General features: G+C 50.2%; 13 protein-coding genes. 1 reads left to right on the forward strand and 12 read right to left on the reverse strand.

What is annotated here, in order from left to right; all coding sequences use genetic code 11:
- Window positions 1-45: 45 nt before the first annotated feature.
- From IBT54_RS17490 to IBT54_RS17535, 10 genes are all read right to left on the reverse strand, one after another.
- Window positions 46-1,260 carry an ABC transporter permease gene (locus IBT54_RS17490; RefSeq protein ID WP_201252579.1) on the reverse strand — a complete coding sequence of 405 codons (1,215 nt, stop codon included), beginning with the start codon at window positions 1,258-1,260 and terminating at the stop codon, window positions 46-48.
- Window positions 1,250-1,978 carry an ABC transporter ATP-binding protein gene (locus tag IBT54_RS17495; protein ID WP_201252580.1) on the reverse strand — a complete coding sequence of 243 codons (729 nt, stop codon included), beginning with the start codon at window positions 1,976-1,978 and terminating at the stop codon, window positions 1,250-1,252. The genes IBT54_RS17490 and IBT54_RS17495 overlap by 11 nt, the downstream gene beginning before the upstream one ends.
- Entirely contained in the window at window positions 1,978-3,939 is a 1,962-nt protein-coding gene (locus IBT54_RS17500) for a vWA domain-containing protein (protein WP_201252581.1), read from the reverse strand. The genes IBT54_RS17495 and IBT54_RS17500 overlap by 1 nt, the downstream gene beginning before the upstream one ends.
- On the reverse strand, window positions 3,936-4,937 hold the full coding sequence (locus tag IBT54_RS17505; protein ID WP_201252582.1) for a hypothetical protein: 1,002 nt from the start codon (window positions 4,935-4,937) through the stop codon (window positions 3,936-3,938). The genes IBT54_RS17500 and IBT54_RS17505 overlap by 4 nt, the downstream gene beginning before the upstream one ends.
- On the reverse strand, window positions 4,931-7,594 hold the full coding sequence (locus tag IBT54_RS17510) for a virulence factor SrfC family protein (protein WP_201252583.1): 2,664 nt from the start codon (window positions 7,592-7,594) through the stop codon (window positions 4,931-4,933). Before IBT54_RS17510 ends, IBT54_RS17505 begins: the two co-directional genes overlap by 7 nt.
- A complete protein-coding gene (locus IBT54_RS17515) occupies window positions 7,594-10,662 on the reverse strand; it encodes a virulence factor SrfB (protein ID WP_201252584.1) in 3,069 nt (1,022 codons plus the stop codon). Before IBT54_RS17515 ends, IBT54_RS17510 begins: the two co-directional genes overlap by 1 nt.
- A 17-nt stretch (window positions 10,663-10,679) precedes the next feature.
- A complete protein-coding gene (locus IBT54_RS17520) occupies window positions 10,680-12,197 on the reverse strand; it encodes an SrfA family protein (RefSeq protein ID WP_201252585.1) in 1,518 nt (505 codons plus the stop codon).
- A 47-nt stretch (window positions 12,198-12,244) separates the two neighbouring features.
- Window positions 12,245-13,393, reverse strand: coding sequence for a tellurite resistance domain protein (locus IBT54_RS17525; RefSeq protein WP_201252586.1), 1,149 nt, complete (start codon window positions 13,391-13,393; stop codon window positions 12,245-12,247).
- 79 nt (window positions 13,394-13,472) lie between these two features.
- Window positions 13,473-13,955 carry a hypothetical protein gene (locus IBT54_RS17530; protein ID WP_161736820.1) on the reverse strand — a complete coding sequence of 161 codons (483 nt, stop codon included), beginning with the start codon at window positions 13,953-13,955 and terminating at the stop codon, window positions 13,473-13,475.
- A 90-nt stretch (window positions 13,956-14,045) separates the two neighbouring features.
- The gene (locus tag IBT54_RS17535) at window positions 14,046-14,669 is read right to left on the reverse strand and encodes a hypothetical protein (RefSeq protein WP_236263468.1); all 624 of its coding nucleotides are present in this window, start codon (window positions 14,667-14,669) and stop codon (window positions 14,046-14,048) included.
- 1,895 nt (window positions 14,670-16,564) lie between these two features.
- Here IBT54_RS17535 and IBT54_RS17540 point away from each other — a divergent pair.
- Complete coding sequence (locus IBT54_RS17540) at window positions 16,565-16,897, forward strand: DUF805 domain-containing protein (protein WP_312215488.1); 333 nt, start codon at window positions 16,565-16,567, stop codon at window positions 16,895-16,897.
- A gap of 918 nt (window positions 16,898-17,815) precedes the next feature.
- Here IBT54_RS17540 and ychF read toward each other — a convergent pair.
- Together ychF and pth are read right to left on the reverse strand one after the other, a co-directional pair.
- A complete protein-coding gene (gene ychF, locus IBT54_RS17545; RefSeq protein ID WP_013357612.1) occupies window positions 17,816-18,907 on the reverse strand; it encodes a redox-regulated ATPase YchF in 1,092 nt (363 codons plus the stop codon).
- Window positions 18,908-19,015: 108 nt separating this feature from the next.
- The gene (gene pth, locus IBT54_RS17550) at window positions 19,016-19,603 is read right to left on the reverse strand and encodes an aminoacyl-tRNA hydrolase (protein ID WP_013357613.1); all 588 of its coding nucleotides are present in this window, start codon (window positions 19,601-19,603) and stop codon (window positions 19,016-19,018) included.
- Window positions 19,604-19,649: the final 46 nt, after the last annotated feature.

Consider the following 19,649-nt stretch of genomic DNA (forward strand, 5'->3'; position numbering starts at 1 on the left):
CAATCTCCGCTAATTTTTCGTTAACTAAAAAGTGGGTAGGATGAATCACACCTCACGCAGACTCTGCGCAGGTTCAATTTTAATGGCCCGATAAGCGCCAATACTGGCAACCACCAGCGAGACGACCACCGTGATGAGCATGGCCAGCAGGCTGTGCATTAAGGTTATTTTGCACAGCATCTGATCGGTTGCCTGACTACCTGCCAGTGCCCGATTAAAAATCTGGCTGGCGATCAGGTAAATGCCATAGCCACCGACATAGGCAAACAGGCTCAGCAGGCAGCCCTGCACGATGACATAGCCTCCGACTGCTGGGCCGGTAAAACCCAAAAGACGCAGGACGGCAATATGTTTGCGTTTGCGATCGACATTAGCGATAAAGGATCCGATTAGTGAGGCGATGCAACCCACCAGGGCGGTGGCGGCAATAATATTGAAGATCAGCCCCAGCACTCGATTGATGCTTTTCACATTTTCAATATCTGCCAGTCGGCTCGAGGTTTCGATGCGTTGTGCGCGAAGATCGCGTTCAAGGCTGGCAACGTCGTTAATGCTGCTGGCATATAATCTGGCACGCGCATAACGTGGAGGAGTGGCGTTTAACGGCTGCCCACTGCTTACCCCAAGGCCAGGGATCGCGTAACCGTCTCTGAAATGCTCAAGCGTCAGCAGAAGAGAAGCGTGGGTGAAAATCGCTGCCCGATTAAAATAAGTGGCGGGTAATACGCCTGCAACGACCAGGCTTTTCCGTCCCCACTCCCGGCGCTCATCAAGTTGTCGGCTGACGCGCAGTATTACGCTATCACCCGCTTTAACCGCCAGTTGTCGTGCAGCTTCCTGCGTTAACACCACCTCATTTTCCTGCGGGATCCTGAGATTGCCTAAGAGTGGATCGCCTATATCGGTCGGGATCACTTCCGCATTTTCTACGAAGTGGCTACTATCCACTTGCAGGTCTGCCAGCGTGTTCAGTGAACGTGTCTGGCCAATGGCGAATCCCACATCGGGGCGTTTGCGCAGTTGTGCTATCCACTCGGGGTCATAACTGCCGCTGCTCAACATTCTGATCTCAAGGTTGCGCGGATCGTTGGTGAGCTCATCCTGTAATTGGCTGACAATGCCAAACCGCAATCCAAATAGCAGCAGCAGTGGAGCGATCACTGCGACCAGCGATGAAGCAATACAAAATGAGATGATGCGGTCGTGCCACAGGTCTTGCAGTGCCAGACGTCCTAGCAGAAGGGTACGGTTACTGGACAAAGTGAGTTCCCCTTTGGACTTGGTCCTCTGGCAGTACTGATATATCGGAGCCTGTGCGGGCAACCAAACAGGGTAGATTGAAACGCTGCACCAGGGGCCAGTCGTGACAGACAACCAGTGCCATCATGCCCTCCTGAGCCACCAGATCGATAAACAGGCGGAAAAGTTGCTGGGCATTGTGAGGATCGAGTGCGGCAGTGGGTTCGTCAGCCAGCACTAATCCAGGCCGATGAAGAATAGCGCGGGCAAATGCAGTGCGTTGTCTCTCACCAAAGGATAATTGGGCGGGCAGCTTGCTTAACAGTGGGCCGAGTTTTAACGTATCAATGACCCGCTTCATCATCGCTCTGTCCGGCTGCTTACCAAGCAACTGACATGGCAGAGTGATGTTGTCCTGCACGCTAAGAAAGGGTAGCAGCCCGCCATTTTGCAGCACGAAGCCCAAATGGCGAGCACGGATGTCGGCCAGCTCTGCTTGCTTATTGTGGGTGAGAAGTATGCCCACATCGAGCAGTGTTTCAGTCTCCAGTGTGAAGCGCCCAATGCTGGCGGGACGTAACAACAGACCGATCGCTTCAAGGAGTGTGCTCTTGCCGCAGCCGCTTTCACCGGTCACCGCCATCACCTGGCCTGGCCGCAGACTGAGCTGCTGCAGGCAGACAGCGTGCGACTGATCCCCTTCACCACGCACGACGCACAAATTATCGATGTGAAGCATCAGGGCATCATTTCCAGTGGTACAGGGTAAACGCGATCGCGAGGATCGCCTCCTTTGGCGAGTTCTACCCAGCGATCAACGTCTGCATTGTATTTCTGGTAATAACGTAACTTGGTCGAAAGCGTGCGAATGAATTTCTCCTGAGACAGCCCGTCCCAGCTTTTCCATGTTTCTTCATCGAGATTCAGGACGTCGCTGCGGTAGGGGAGATCGGCCAGATATTCGCCTAATACACCAAGATCGTTAATTTTGGCATTGTCCTGTTGCTTGAGCTGATTAGGATCGGCACCCATCGTGGCGGCCACAGTGCGTAAGCGCTCGAACATTTTATTGGGTGAGATCATCCCTTCGTTAGCGGCTTGCAGGATCTGGCTTACTACATCGCTTAAATCACTTAATTGCCCTTTTGTCAGCAGCACGCGAACATCTGTAGTGGGGATGTTCTGTTTAATAAGATCGCGGTCGCTGATCCAGGCCTTGAACACCAAAGGTGCCTGAGTGTCATTCTTTTTACCCAGCCAGGCCAGCTGCATGGCGTGACCAATCAGCGCGGTGTCCTCCAGTAATTTATCCTCTGGAGCGGGCTTCCTGCCATCATCCTTCGAATAGAGTGCACTGCCAATGGCGGCGTCACCCATATAGGCAGATTTGACCTGATCGGTTATCGCGGCTGCCAGCATGTCCACCTGTTGCCCAAAGGCTTTCAGGTCACCCGCATCAACGGATTGATATAAGTTTGATTGCGTACTGTCAAAGTTAGAGAGATCACGGTACTGACCTTCGGCTTTCGCATGGTCAGCTTTGCCTGAAGGGGTTTTGAGGTGCAGGGTATAAAGGGCAATGCCTTTATTGCCTGCCTCCAGACGCAGCTGTTTAGCATCAAGCCCGGTTGATGAAAGTTTATTACTGCCATCAATGGCACCCGCATCGGTGATTAAGACGATGTAACGCGCGCCAAAAGGACTCCAGTTGATGTTATCAATCGCGGAAAGCACACCAGAGTAAGCGTCCTCATCGACCAGGGAACTGGACACCCTGGCTTCTTTCAGACCGGCAACTTTTTGCAGGAAGTCAGCGCCATCTTTCACCTGATTCGGATCGGCGAATATTTTTGAGGTAAATTCCAGACCGGGTACGGCTTTGGTATTCGAGCGGAAGGACACCAGACCAAATTTAACCTGATCCTGCAGGTGTTCCTGTTTAATCTTGTCATAGATTTTGTGGACCGCTTCTTTTGTACGATCAATGTACGGGCCCATTGAGATAGTGGAATCGATAACGAAAACCACCGAGGCGTTAAAGCCTTTTAGCTGATTCACATTATCAGCCGGTTTTGCGATGGGATCCGCCTTGCTCACAGAGGCGACGTTAAGCAAGCGCGTGTAAAAGCCGCTCTCTGTCATCACCTCTTCACCGCTGAGAATTGGCAGCAGGTAGAACTGCTTTTGGAGATCAACAAAGTATTCCGGTTCTTGTGCTAATACTCCCTCAGCATGACCGTCACGTTTCAGATGGGCACGCAAAGGGGCCACCACCGAGACAGGATCGGGCGCATTAAGAATATCATCCAGACTCTTTTTATCTTTGAAGAACACCAATTGGTCACGGTTCGCCGGGTTGGTAAAGGCCAGCGTTAACTGCATTTTCCAGTCAACGGTACAGGACTGTGGAAGCCAGCCAATGGTTTTTCCGTAGCTATCGGGTCCCACTTTTACCCAGCTTTGCCTGTTGATATCCGTTTTTTGATAAACATAGAAGCTGCTAAAGGCGGGCTGCAGCGAGCCCTTATCATCTCCCGCTTCGGTGCCCAGTTTACAGCCCGGTGTGGTTAACACGCGCTGGAATAATGTTTTCTTACCTTCCTGCAGCAGGGGCTTGTCTCCCTCTGCTGCAAGCACCGGGTGGGTCAAAAGCAGACCACATAACGGCAGGGCGAGCCGAAGAAAATGCGTAGACATCATTTTCTTAACTCCTTAAGGCGTTGCTTCGCTCTCTGATTTTCTGAATCTGTTTGCAGCACGGTTTCATACCAGTATGCGGCGGTATCAGGATCGGGTGCTTTAAAGCATTCGCTCGGCTTATGATCTTGCGGATCGTATTCAGCGGCATAAGCGAGAGCGACTTTGGTATCACCCCCTTGTGCGCTGTGCGCGTACAGACGTTGAGCCACGCCACATTTTTTGGCGTCTTTTGCTGCCTGAATGATGGCCAGCAACTTGTCACTGTCGAGCTTTTGTTGTACGCAGCTTTGCACGAAAACGAGCTCACTCTGGTTTGCCAGATTAGCCGGGGAACATTCGCTGGCATCAGGCCTGGCTGCAGCGGAAACGGCTGGCGTTTCCGGTTGTTTTTCTGCTGCCTGTGGCGTGGTGTGGCCTCGTCCAACGAACCACCACGCCGCAGCGGCAGCAATCAGCAGTACCAACAGCACGGCAATGATGACAGGAATATGCGAAGTATGACGTTCAGGACGCTTTGTTGTCGGCGCGCGACTCGGTTCTAACGGCGTCGGCTCAGGTTCTGTTACCACTTCAGGTTCAGGCACAGGCTCCGATTCTGCCGCAGGTGTTTCCAGCACGCTGCGGCCACCGTAGTCGGCGGTTTGTCCACGGGCACCAGAAGAGAACAATTCATCACGAACCAATTGCAGTGTGGTACTTCGGGGTTCACCGGAGGCTAACTGAGCCTGAATTTTTACCTGACTGGTGCTTGCCAGTAGAGGGTCAAGTATGTCCGGTCCAATACGGAAACCGCTGCCATTATTGAACGGGTAACCACCGGTGATGGTAAACAGATGTGGCTTTGGGCTCCATTGACCGTCTGGCTGAAGATAGTTCTGCACATTGTTGCACAGCGTAAAGTTCAGCGTTGACAGTAAAGCGTCTTCGCCACGCAGGCGAATCATCAGTTGTGCAAAACCCGGCTCAGGGGGCTGGCAGGGGAAAATTTTCGCTAGCATGGCTGGTTCTCTTGTTTCATTTTGCCAATGATCTGGCCAAGTTTCTGGTTTTGTTCAGCGGAGATATCACTGGTCGCGCTATGGCCCGCGTTATCCAGTGTGATTCTCATTAATGCTGAGAGCCAGTCGCCCATATAGGCGACCCCTGGCTGTGGGGCGACAGCGGGCAGCTGCGGTAATTCATTGCTGGCAAGGGCGGTTTGACGGGCAAAGACTTTCTTCTTTTCACCGACATAGCTGTCAGGGATTTGTTCTTCTGGCTTCCCAAGGTAGCCAAACCAGGCAATAAAGTCCCTTATCACCAGTTGAGCGCGAAGAGTTTGACGTACCCGTAGCTGTTGGCGGAGCGCTCCCGCCTGTTCCTGCCCGGCCAGCGCACGTTTAAGCGTGCCTTCAAGATCCTGGCGGGTAGCGGCGGTGATCAGTTCTTCGCACAACAGGTTGATTGTTTCGCTGTTGATCCCTGTTTGCTGCCAATACGCGATTTGTAGCGATAGCTCTCTCAGATGAGCAACCCAGGCTTTGAATGCCTGGTGGGCGAATTCGTCATCCTGACCAATACGTTCCGGCGAGGGATCAACGGCGGAGGTCTGTTCATCGCCCGACTCTTCGTCGAACGGATTGCTTCCAAAGAAACTTGCGGCAAAGGCATTTTGCGGGCGTTGTTCAGTACTTGCCTGCGGCTCTGGATCCTGTTCGCGAATGCTCAGGTAAATATTGCTTAATTCATGCGAAGAGATGTCTAAACGACTGATGATTTCTCCCATGCTCTGCGGATAGGCGGAAAGACCTTTCCACAGTTCTTTGGCAATCGCCTGTTTTTTACTGAGTTGACCGTCTCCGTCATGTTGGTACCAGCGACCAAGACGTTTATCGACCTTTTCAATACGGCATTGCTTTAACTGCTCACGTAGTCGGTCTGATTTAAACTCCAGTTTAGCGACACCGGCTAACCCCTTCGTCAGGCGAGAGATACCTCCATCATTGAATCTCAGCATTTCCAGCCAGGCCTGCTCAGGCTCTGCGATGTGTACAGCGACCTTTTCACTGGAGATAAAAGTCTGGCGCATGGTATTGAGCGCTTCCTGATAGCGGGTATTAAACGCTACCTCTGAGCGTGATCCCTCTTCCAGCGTCAGGAATGAGCTCCCCATGCCCGGTTTACGTACCAGAAAGCAGTTATTAAATGCTTTACCCGGCGACCACTGTTCTAACCAGTCGTAACCAGAAAAATGCTCCAGTAATGTCATCCTGAGCAGGCCATCCCAGGACTCGTTCAACTGGCTTTCTGTGTGATCCAGGGTATCGGAAATACGCCTGTCAAACATGGTGATAGCCCAGAAGAGGCCGGCGCTATTATTTGCTCGCTCTGCTGCGTCTCTGCCTTGTGTTTTCTTAACCCAACGATCAAGCACTGGGCCGACATCAGACACATCACTTTGCTTAGCCGAGCTGGCACAGACCACCAGAGCATTCATCTCCTGGTTATCGGTATAGCTCTCAAAAAGGTAGGCAACCTTGCCACGCAATAACAAGGTTGCAACTTGATCAGGTTCCTTCTTAATTGTTTCTTTCAGATTACGAAGTTTGAGCCGCCCGCGATAGCCTGGGAAATCGAGGAGATCGACTTTCTCCACCACACTGTTAGCAGTGATTTCAGCCAATGGAAAAATAAGTTCCGAAGTCAGTGCTGCGAGTTCAGCCTGCGTCAGAATAGCGCTGCCGGTTTGGTGATTTTCTTTCCAGAAACGTACCTCGACCGAGCGGTCCTGGCTTGTGCCAAGGCGTGTCAGACAATCAACATTTATGATGCTACTACTGCGGTCGATGAGGGTCTCCAGGGGGGCAAAGACCATTCGCGCATGGTTGAGTTTTTCCAGCACGCGGGCAAGCGAGCGATAAATGTCAGTGAGCTCTGGTTGCTCCCCCCAAAGCAGTGAGAACAGCGTTGCGCGATCATGTGACGTGAGAGCCGGTGCGATAGTCAGCACATGTGGCAACCAGCTATGCTCTAACTTCTCCACCGATCGTTTAAAAGAGGTATCGACATAGTCCCATAGTGCGACCACGTCCTCACTACTGACACCATTATTCGCACTTGCCTGGCCCTCATACTGAAGGAAAGATTGCAGGCACGCCTCTATACGCTGCTCGTCAATCTGATAATTCATTTGCTGATGATCAAAGTCATTAAACCAGCTATTAGCAAGAATTTTGGCAAGATCAATTTCACTGAACAGGCGCAGAGGGATCGGGTAGCCCTGCGGTGCATCAGGCGCGTATTGGGTAAAACGCGTGACCAGTCCAGTGGACTCTTTACCATTGCCGACTGGATTGACCTCTCCTATAAAGTTGACCCGTTTTGTGTCATAGCACGCTTCCAACTCACCATTGCTGCCCGCGGCTAATGCCGAGATCAGATAGGATTTACCCGCCTGTGAAATACCGAAGAAACCGACCGTCATCGGCGTGGTTGAGACACGGGAAAGGCTATTGGCCAGATTACGCGTGCGTAGCAGATCCAGGTTGAGCTTATCGGCCTCGTTATCAAGACGGCGAGAACCGGTGCGCACATCGCCCACCCAATTCAGCGCATCCTGACAGCCCTGAGCGATGGCCGCCCATCCCTGTTGCAGAGTATTTTGATCGTTGTTCATTATTTTTTCACACTCCCGCTATCGAGCCAGTGTCGGCTATCAATGAGTCCCGTATCGGGCATGGTATTGAGTTCCAGCTCTAAATCTTTCTTCGAAAAGGATTTATCTGTGTTGCTGCTGATATCGACGATAGTCAGGCGATCGCTAATCAGTCCCAGTTTGTGGGCTGCCTTATCTTTATCAATCGTTAATCTGACGTCGAGATACGGGGATTTGCCGTCTGGAGAGGCTGCTTTTGAGAACTTTTCACGTCCGGATTCGCTGAAGCGCAGCGTATATAACGGCGAGGCAGACCAGCGCTCGGCATCCAGTTGGCGATAGCCCAGGCGCATATCCCCTCGCATCACGATACTGGCCGTAGTGGCTTCCCCTTCCTCATTTATGATCACTGGCAACGTGATCTGTCCGTTTACAGATGTGATATGACGATAAATCACATCTGCATCGTGAATCAGGTTATCCATATCAATGGTGCCGATATGGCGAATAGTGGAGTAAGGTTTCAACGCCGCAATGCGGAAATGGAAGTTAGGGATACTATGGTTTGCACACAGCTGCGACAGCATCGCACCCACCGAGGCGGTGCTTTTTGGATCGTGAATATGACCATTTTTATGGAACGGATACCAGGTGCCGGTCTGGTAGCCATGTAGCGCGAGAATGCGCCCTGGCGGTAGTGGCAGATTGCGGCGAACAATAGCTTGAATGCCGGGAAGCTGTGACGGACGTCCTGTCAGTAGCAGGAGATCACAGTGATAACAGGACAGGACTTCACAGAGGGCAGTGAGCACTTTATCAATGTTGAACTTACCTGAGCACACATCGTTATGCACTTTTGTCAGCGCGATGTTAAGGGTAATGTCTGTGAGTCTGAAGCCATCCTTGCCTCCCGACTTCTTCACTTCCCGGGATACAAAGCCCTCAACTTCGTCACTGAAACTACCTGCGGGCAGTAATTCACTTACACGCTGATTGATCAGCAAATGCGTTTGTTCATTCTGCGGATCGTATTGCTCATAGCAGGATAAAATGTGCAGCGCCAGGGGCACAAACAGCTGCAGGCTGAGTTGCTGGCGCAGTACGGCTTCAGCGGCACTGATGTTTTGCGCACCGCACAAATGAGACATCGATGTTTCGACCGAACGCACACCGGCTTCACGCAGTGATAATTCAAAAGCGGGCAGCACATAGGACTGGATGACATCAAGCAATATGTCATCACCGGCAATCTTGAAGCTGTCGCGGAAACGCTGCTGAGGAATGATATGCACATTCGCACCACCGCCGGACAGACCATTTCGATCCAGACGGTAGTCGGTAATGACCAGATCTGTGGTGCCACCGCCAATATCAATTGAGGCAATGGTGAGCGTTTCCCGGTCCTGACGATCGGGGCGGCTCAGTGTCTCGAAGAATATTTCCGGGTGGCCGGCAAAGTTCTGGTTGATCTCGGTATAAAGATAAACCAGTTGAGCACAGGAAGCCTCATCCCACTCTACGCGGATTTTAGGAAGCGGGATTTTGATATTCAGCTTGCTATGATCATCCTTTTCATCGAGATAAGGATCGTTTTCACTGCTATGCCAACGCAGAGATTTCCACACTAAGCCTACAGCCTGGCGCATTCTGTCATCCAGAATGCAGCGTTCCGCCATCGGCATACCTGGCGGTACGGTCAGAATAATGTGGCGAAGCTGGCGAGGCAGACCCGCATGGCCTTCGCGAATACGCTGCTCGGGGCTGTTAATCTGGCTAATGGCCTGGGTTAACACCTCCGCTAACATAAAGGTCATGAGGGAGCTGCGAGAGTAGCGCGGCGTGAACACCGGAATGCGATCCATCTCATCTTCGATGGTATGCAGGGCATCGCCTTTTTCATTGATTAAATTGGCAAATGGGGCAGCGGTGGCGAGAGGGTTGCTATCCTGCGCCGAGCTGTTGTTAAAGCGCCAGCCTTGCCCATAGAACTTTTCATCCCACAAGTAACGTTTTGGACTGGATAAGCCGGTCGATCCTTCGCTTCCGCGACGGCGTGAGGCTAGGCGGCTCGCTTCCCCGCCAATACGGGCGATGGTTGGCCACTGGAAAGCATCATGGCGGCCGCTGCGCACAGAATAAATATCTTTGCCGAAAGAAGCCTGTGAGAATTCAACCTTACTTTCAAATGGGTCGGTATAGACCTGTTCAGGCGCGCTGAGATCGCGCAGTTTCAGCACATAGTTGTGCATGAGCCCGGATCCAGACTGTCCGTGATCCTCAATTAAAATACCGCAGGTACGGGAGTTGCCGACATCCAGTATCAGATCGACGGGGATCGGTTTGATGGCGTTTACTTCGCGATTGGCGACCACCTTAAACTGTGGCAGTGCGATAGAGGCTTCCGTCTGCGCCTGCAGACCTTCAAGTGGCTCGGCCATGAGCGAAAGCAGGTTAAGGTAATGCGCCAGCGGATACTGTTGAGCAGTTTCATCCTCACGTTCATCGAGATCCCGGCCTTTGCTGGCGTCATTAAAGGCGTCAACTAACCAATCTTTCACCCAGTCTTGTGTTAAATACCAGTTGAGAGCGTAAGTCGCGGTAGCCACGGCAAAGGTTGCACCGGCATTCACATCTTCCTGATTGGGGCTGAGGTCCGCGGCCGATTGTTGCTTAGCCATGATACGGGTATCAATAGCCAGCGTCATACGATGGGTGTGGCCATCCATATCCTTTTCAGGCAATTTTACAATACGAAAACGTGCCCAGTTCAGCGGTCCTTCCTGGTAGATGTTCGGCAAGCTAAAACGGAACAGAGGGAGCGGCAACCAGGTGCCGTCCAGCAATTTAAGGCTTTGCGCGACGGGAATGTCGTACTGGCTTTTCGCCTTCTCAATCTTGTCCGGTGTCGGCTGGTAGAAATGGTAGTCGCGTGGTTCGTTGTAAATCAAACGCGTCAATACGCCGTTGGCGAGTTTGACAAATTCACCTGCGGGTTGAGCTTTGAGGATTAATCCGAAATCCATAAACTGGATTCCTGAATCACCCACCAGCGTGACCTGGCGATCATAAGAAATAATTTCAGGCAACATTATCTGTTCATCCCTGTTTATGAATGCGGTTGCAACATGCGGATGGGGAAGGTTTTGTCCCCAACATTGTTACCGAAACATTCGGTGTTAGCAGCATTGAGCGATTTGCACTCTAAGGTTGGGCCCATAAAGTTTGAGTCATCACTACATTTCATCTGTGCAGGATTCGTGATGCTAAGTGCGCCCTGGTTAACAGTTCCCTGGGCTGGGCCGTTACAGGTGACACCATTAGATTGACGTACGCTGACCGTACCAATGCCTTGCTTGAAGTCGTATTGCAACTGTAAAGGACGGCCCGTGAGCTTGTCCTGAATACCGCCGTTCACACGCCATTGCCCGTTAAGAAACGCTGCAGGCCCATCGGGTAGTGCGGCAGGAAGCGTTAGCGGTTTTCCCTGTGCTGGCTTAACCAGTGGCACCGTATTGGAGGGCTCTTCAGCCATTTGCGGCTCACCGATCTGTATTTCCACTGCAGGCGCTGGCGTTGCAGAGGGCTCCGTATTCGTCGCAGATTCCGTAATGGGTGCTTCATTATTTGCGATAGGTTGTTGAGGCTCAGCGGCAGGCTGCGTTTCCTGAACAGCTGCTTCAGCTGTTGTCGGATCGCTGACCGCCTGCGGAGACGTATTCTCCAGCACTGTCCCAGAGGGACTCTCGACTGGCGCCCCATTGGCTGCGCCTGAAGTGGTGGAAACCTCTAAATCTGAAGTTGCCGGAACCCCTACGCCTGATCCGGCCGGAGTGTGACCCTCAACCGTTGAGCTATTGCTCACATCGTTGATGGGCTGGCTGTGATGATTCAGACCAGGCAGTGAGAGTGCGGGGACGCAACCTCGTAATATTCCAAGAATCAGTGCCAGAGAGAGGAGGGCGACCAGTAACCACAGCAGCCAGCGCCAGTTCCATCTCTTTCGACGAGTGTGTGTCACGGTCCCGATGGTCTCAATCGTTTGTGCCGTTGTGGTTAGTGGTTGCGCCAATGGCTGCGAAGCGTGAGAGGGGGGAGTGACGGGCGTTTGTACCGGGACTGAACCGGGTTGCAGCCAGTGCATTGGGCTATGTTCCACCCCCGTAGGATGCACAAACCCCCAGAAAGTGATCACTAACACCCCGTTGACCAGGTAAAGGAACTCATCATCGGGGAAGTTCACCACTGATTTTAACAACTGGGCGAAGACACGTCGGTCACCGCCTGCACCTGTATTCCCGGCATTTAGCATTTGCTCACTTAATGCCTGTACTGCCGTATGGAATTCGGTGAATTGCTGACGTGCTGAGGCTTGCTCACTTTCGGATGCACTACCCCAGGGAATCACATCGCCAGCAAAACTGCTATACCAGTCCGTTCGATCGCCACCCTGGTCATTTTGCGGAACGGCAAGATGCCGGGCTAAATCACGCCCGGCATCCAGACGGTAGATAGCTTCACGCAATTGAAATGCCATCCTGAAGACGGGATAGCCAGTTTCACCAAGTGCTTTAAACGAAGAATTGTTCCCGGTACGTAACAGTGGTCCCTGAATCGAATTTCGCATTTTCTAACCTTTAGGGCTGTTAATTAGCGCAAGTCACATGAATGTGGTTAATTTTTGTTAGCACCTGGCGTCCACTCAAAATTCCAGCCGTAGTGCTTAGCCAGTGTTTCCCGATCGGGGAAGAAGCTATTGAGTCGCTCAACCCTAATATCACCATCAACGTTCTTTAAACGTGCAATTGCCGCGACATCATTGCGCTGGCCGTTGTTTACCACACTGGAACTGATCGGCGTCTGGTCAGGAACAGAGAGCGTGATGTTGGCATCAAGTCCGCTCCAGTTATTTGCGCCGCCGTAAATGAAGCTATAAATCAAGACTTCATCAATCTCTTGCCATTGGCTGCCATTGATAAAAAGCCATTCACCCTCTTTGTTGTCGCCATTGCGCAGATCTTTTTGCAACAACATGAAGGGCGCTTTGTCGTAATCACCAAAGTATTTACTGAGTGCCTCGACGCCAGCGTTCTTGCCATTTTTTAAGCGAATAAAAGCAGCCAGATCGAGGTCAACTGGCTTTTTATTCTTGCCCTGTTGCCAGGTAAGATTGACGGTAATTCGACCGAAATCGGTGCCTTTTGCGAGATTTACGCTTGGGTTCGCCTGCGTTAGTTCGGTTATTAGGGGGACTGGAGCGTCAGCCACTGCAGGCGTTGGGGGCGTCACACTCAGCGCTGGGGATTCACGTTTAAGGTTCATAAACCACCACCCAGCGAGTGCGAGAAGTAACAGCAGCAACAGAAGCAGGAATAACCACGGGACGTGTCGCCGTGGCCGTGCTTCAGGCTGGATGAGTGCAGACGAAACCTTTGGCGGAGTAGCCCAGTTGGCAAATACGGGCTCACCGCCGACGCCATAACATGGCAGCGTTTGTGAGTGCGTCAGCAGCGTCTGTAATGCCTGAGCCGATTTTGTTTCGCCTCTGGCGGTTAGCTGTTTAGTCAGGCTGGCCATCGTATCCATATATTGCTGACGTTTAGCCTGAATGGCAGTCTGTTCCGCCTCGCTCAATGACAACAGCGGTGCAGCAACACCCTGTCGCGCGGTCCACCACTCCAGATTTCCATCAGGATTCTGACGTGCTGTTGCAAAAAGCAGGGCCAGGGAAGGAGGAAGATGGCGATGGATGATCGCAACGGTCTGCTCGTAGCTTTTGAGGGTTACGTCGTCAATGGGCGCTGATCGGATTAATCGTTGCATGGCTCAGATTTATTGTGTCGTTAGCAGCTGATAGAAGCATGATGTGGCGAGCCTGTCATGCCGCCACATCAACAAGGATTTATTGCGACATATTTGCGTTTTCGAGGGTAGCGACTCTTTTTTTTGCCGCCGCGATTTTTGCCTCAAGGCCCGCGACATCACTGGCACTGTTAGCCTGCAGAGACTGACGCTGCAATGCTTCCAGCTGTCTAATCTCTTGCTGACGTTGCAGATTGGTGGATTTAACTGATTTCAGTTTTTTCAGGGTTTGTGTCAGATCAGAACGTGCTGCCGCTAAACGACTTTTTTCATCTTCCAGCTTCTGGCTGGAGGCCTGCTCTCTGGCTTGCGTGTCAGCAAGATTTTGCTGAGCAATACGATTATCCCGCTGGCTTTGTAAGATTTGGCGTTCCTGGTCGTCGACTTTCTGCCGATAACCGCCAGAAGTGGCGCAGCTTAATTTAGTGAGAAAACTGGGATCCTGTTCATGCAGATTGCAATCCTGAGGAGTAGTTGCGCACCCGGCAAGCAGCAGCGTAGTAACTAAAGCATAAAATTTCATGAAGGCATCCCTGTATCTATCATGCAGAACTGAAAAAGTAGGAAGTGAAACGCATTAAACAGGGCTGACGAAACCATCAGCCCGTCCTGATTAGCCCAGGGAGATAGCCTGGCGCTGGCTATAGAGACCGTTAGTTTCAGACTCCAGTACGGCAATCTGATTATTCAGGTTGCTATATTCATTGTTCAGCTGTTTCAGTCTGGCTTTATCCGCTGTGCTGGTGGCGCTCTGTCCTTGCAGCGCGACTTTATAGGCCTCGCTCTTCTCTTTCATCACTTTGATTTTATTCTGCATAGTGCTGATGTTGACATCAATTTTAGCCAGGTCTTTTTTAGCATTAGCCTTATCAAAACCAGCCTGGTCTTTTTTGATGCTAATCTGCGTTAATGTCGCCTGATTATCGCTGATGACGGCTTTCATCGCTTCAGTGGTTTTGGCGACATCGGCGGTGTCTTTTTTGATGTCAGTGTCCATTGCTTTCAGGCGATCGGCAGTGGTGGCGTAATCTTTTTTCAGACTATCCAGATAATAGTTTGCTGCCACGCCAGCGGCACACCCGGCAGCGCCACCAATAGCGGCACCGGCCAGCACTTGTTTAGTATTGCCTGCCAGCGCACCTGCCAGCGCACCCATACCTGCACCCGCTAACGCACCCACGCCACAACCCTGAGCCGCTGAACTGCTGAATAACTGGGACTGTTCACCAGTGGTCAATCGTGGGTCAGGTTTAGTACCGGAGAGCAAAGAGCTCCCTGTGTTGGCACAACCACTAAGCAGAAGGGAAACAGAAATCAGGAGAGCAGTTGAGGTATGTTTGAACTTATTTGACATCATTTTTATCCTTAAATGACCAAATGGATCAGCGTTTAATAAGAGCGTGCTGTCCATAGACACGTTGCTGTTAGAAATAATTCAGGATCTGGTTGCCGGAGGCTAAGCAAAATCTCCATCAATAACGTTCATGTTAAGATGGGCTCTCGGAGTTGACTTTTATTCTATCCCTGGGATGAAACAACTATCATCAGCTCTGAGTCTGGAAAAGTATCGGCATATATTTTGAGAACTTTAGTTTAAAAAATTTATTACCGCTTTGATTATCCGAACATCGTGGCCGATACCTGAAAAATCTTGCTCAGGAAAAGTCGCGGCTGAGGAATGAAATTTCTTAGCGAGTCTGTCTTTTTTGAACGCTCAAGAAATTTTTAGTTTCGGGTGGCAATCATTCCGGGTCTGCAGTGGAATACAACTCCACGCTCCTTCTCTTAACTGAACGCTCTACAAAAAAATAACATAATGCTAATGTGATTATGATTCTATATGAAACGTAAAGATGTGTGAAATAATATTTTTTGATATTTCAGACCGCCGATCACGGTGTTTAGTTCTTGTGTAGGTGTTTTTATGGATTTTTTATCTTCAATTTAAATAAATTTTAATATTTTATTCTTATTTTTATGTCGTATTGATCTTGTCAAGCTACAAGAGAAAGATTTTTATGTTAATCAAATAATCGCTGAATGCTTATCATTACCTCTGGTTGCTTATGATTACACGTAAAGTAAACCTGTAAGAACTTTTAGTTGTTACTACAACAAGCTTGGGCAGGGGGTGATGATATGAGAGGGTATGAAAGGCTATTTTCCTGCGAGTTATGACGGGATGCCCAGGGCGGCAAGCTGTAAAGTAGCTTTGTAGTTGCGAAAGAACAGGCGACCCGCCAGCAAGCCTGGCAGCTTGGGTGCGCGCTTTGCTCCTGTTTAGCAAGTAGCGTGACAAACCACAAACCATTGTCAGAACCAGCCGGGAAAAGAAGGTTTTAATATAGCTCGCGATATTTACTTCAGTTCTTCTTAAGTCACCTCTGTCATGCATTTCAAGCGAAAAAGAGAGGGTTTGAGTATTTATAAAGCTCTGCAGGAGCTTCGCATTGCCAGTTATATGAAAATATTTATTTTATTCCGGGCTTGTTAGGATTATTCTTATCGGTGCGACACGGCTGGAATGAAAGGAAGTGATGCCTGATCGGCGTTTTTTTATTCTCTTCTGAAGTTATAGTAATGATTCTGTGTAGTTTGACGATAATGCTGAGTACTGTGTATCGGGTTTGTCTGGGTAGATAATGAGAGCCGTAACGGTTTTTTTGTTACGTCTGAGGTTGAGGTGTTGATGAGGCTTCAGCCGTTAACTATCTGAAGTGATGCAGACCAGCCTGCTGGCATTTCTGCCACTAAAAACTGATGTCAGCGGGTCTCATTAGATATCTATAGTTTCATTGGTGTTTGATATTATTTTCAGCTTTCACTCTGGGATGAACCCGAGAGGGAAAGGGTACGGTCGGTGGCTTGCTGGATTTATAAGATTTTAGTCTGATAGCTGTAGTAATAGCATTAGTGCAAAAAAGATGTGGCCATAATAGCGCTACTGTAGGGTTTTTCTGTCAATTCTCACCCTTCTGAACTTGACTGTTTTTCTATTAAGGATGGATTATGAATATGGTTTTTTGCCGCGGATGCGGTAAGGAAATTCACATTACTGCTAAATCTTGCCCACAGTGTGGTGCACCTCAGACAAGCCAGCAGGTAGTCACTGCAGATAATACGGGTGGGGCTATAAATCAGTGGTATCTGAGTGTATTAAAAAAATATGCCGTATTTACAGGCAGAGCCAGGAGGAAAGAGTATTGGATGTTCACCCTGTTTAACATCCTGATTGTTTTCCTGCTAGGTATTTTCGAAGCGATAATTGGCGCAAGAGATATTCTTTCAAATCTTTATAGCCTGGCCGTATTTATCCCGGGCATTGCAGTTGGGGTTCGCAGACTGCATGACACGGATCGAAGCGGATGGTGGCTGCTGTTACCTGTCGTCAATATCGTGTTCCTCGCACTTGAAGGACAAGCTGGCGCCAACCGATTTGGTTCGGACCCAAAAGAAGTCGCTTAACCCCTGAGTAATTTGCAACCAGTCTATACCACTTGCTTAAGTTTGATTTTGGCACAGGAAAAAATATATTTAGCATCGGGTATAGGCTGTTGTCTTTGGCAAATTAACGCGTGACCTGCAGATTTTATCCATCCGCATAACGTACATGTAAGCGACTCTGGTTAACGTATCCATAGCAGAACTCAACTTTGCGTCATGCATTATTCTGAAAAAGTAAATCCAAATATTAATGCTGAATTCAGATATGCATTAAGAATGCAATGATGGAATAACGGGCGCAAGTCGCTCAGAAAGCAGAATCAATCCTTAGCATTATCCAGATCACCTCATGCAGACAGTAATTTTAAATGGTAATTTGCAAAATGTTTGTGAGGTAAATATTAAGTTAATAGTGTAATTAATGTTGAGGGCGGATATAAAAAACCGGTTGGGTTTTAGGATCTAAAAATCAATTCTCTAATAAAAAGTGAGCTTCTTAACGCTTTCCTATCTGGGCAGAACAGTGAGTTGAAACTATTTATTTTAATTTCTTTCAACTGATAAGAGAATGATTAGACGCTATATTTGTCTTTTGCGATTATGAATTCATTAATGATTTTAATTAACTTACGTAGCAAAATCTTTCCGCACTGCGCAGAAAACTGAATTTATTGCGCAAGTAGAAGGTTCGATAAACCTGTTAGTGCGGCATCAATTATCAATTAAGATAATAGCGATTCTATAGTTTTCTCTACCGACATCTCATTTTTTAATAAAGATTAAGGATTAATGTACTCATCCATGTGCTCATTTTTAACTCTGCTATGAGGAGGTGTGATAAGGCACTACGAAATAAAAAATCCACGCCAGGGCGTGGATTTTAAATATTTTCGCGTCTTCATGAGATTAAGCAAAACCTCATGAGACAACAAATTTTATTTAGACGTTAAACAGGAAGTTCATCACATCGCCATCTTTCACGATGTACTCTTTACCTTCTGAACGCATCTTGCCGGCTTCTTTCGCGCCTTGCTCGCCTTTGTAGGCGATAAAGTCTTCAAACGCGATGGTCTGGGCGCGGATAAAGCCTTTCTCGAAATCGGTGTGGATTTTACCGGCTGCCTGTGGAGCAGTGGCGCCAACCGGGATGGTCCAGGCACGCACTTCTTTCACGCCAGCGGTGAAGTAGGTCTGCAGGTTCAGCAGCGAGTAACCGGCGCGGATAACGCGGTTCAGGCCAGGCTCTTCCAGTCCCAGCTCCGCCATGAACTCTTCACGATCTTCATCTTCCAGCTCGGCAATGTCCGACTCAACGGCGGCGCACACCGGCACGACGACTGAACCTTCTGCTTCAGCAATCGCACGCACCTGATCCAGGTACGGGTTGTTCTCGAAACCATCTTCATTGACGTTAGCAATGTACATCGTTGGTTTCAGGGTCAGGAAGCTCAGATAGCGGATGGCCGCTTTGTCGTCGGCATCCAGATCCAGTGAACGCAGCATGCCCGCTTCAGAAAGATGCGGCAGGCACTTCTCCAGCGCAGCCAGCTCGGCTTTGGCATCTTTATCGCCGCCTTTGGCTTTCTTCTGCACACGCTGAATCGCACGTTCACAGGTTTCAAGATCGGACAGTGCCAGTTCGGTGTTGATGACGTCAATATCTTCCGCCGGGTTCACTTTACCCGCCACGTGGATGATGTTGTCGTTTTCAAAGCAGCGCACCACGTGGCCGATCGCTTCGGTTTCGCGGATGTTGGTCAGGAACTGGTTGCCCAGGCCTTCACCTTTGGACGCGCCTTTTACCAGGCCCGCGATATCGACGAATTCCATGGTAGTCGGCACCACGCGCTGTGGCTTAACAATCTCAGACAGCTGGTCGAGACGCAGGTCAGGCATGGGTACCACGCCGGTGTTTGGCTCAATGGTACAGAACGGGAAGTTAGCCGCTTCGATGCCCGCTTTAGTCAGCGCGTTAAACAGAGTGGATTTACCGACGTTCGGCAGGCCCACGATACCGCATTTGAATCCCATGGTTTGATACCCTTTATAACTGGATGGACAGCGCGCCAGAGGGCGGACTGTCGGAGACGAATGGAAAAATTTCGCGCATTATACACGGAATCACGACGATTCGGGCGTTTAAGCAGGCCTGAAGGCGTGCAGCCGGTTCATTGCCTTGATGCGATCCTCTTTCAGCCACAGTTCGGTGCAGCGCGCCGCCTCATCAATGGCATCATCAATCAGCTTCTGCTCGCTGGCGGGCGGCTTGCCCAGCACAAATCCGGTCACCTTGTTGCGATCGCCGGGATGCCCGATACCGATGCGCAGCCGATGGAAATTATTGTTGTTGCCCAGCTTGCTGATGATGTCTTTCAGGCCGTTATGGCCGCCATGGCCGCCGCCCTGCTTGAACTTCGCCACACCGGGCGGCAAATCGAGTTCATCGTGCGCCACCAGAATCTCTTCTGGTGTGATGCGATAAAAGGTCGCCATTGCCGCCACCGCTTTACCACTCAGGTTCATAAAGGTGGTCGGCACCAGCAGGCGCACATCCTCGCCGGCTATCGCCAGGCGGGCGGTGTAGCCATAGAATTTGCTTTCCTCTTTCAGTGACTGATTGTGGCGCTCAGCCAGTAGATCCAGATACCAGGCACCCGCATTGTGGCGTGTGGCGGCATATTCAGCCCCCGGATTGGCCAGTCCCACAATCAGTTTAATGCTGCTCACAATGATTATCCTGCTGTTATCGCGAAAGGGCGTTAGTTTACTTCGC

Origin of the sequence: Pantoea sp. S62 (genome assembly GCF_016658625.1) — a bacterium.
In the GTDB taxonomy this organism is placed as follows: domain Bacteria; phylum Pseudomonadota; class Gammaproteobacteria; order Enterobacterales; family Enterobacteriaceae; genus Pantoea; species Pantoea vagans.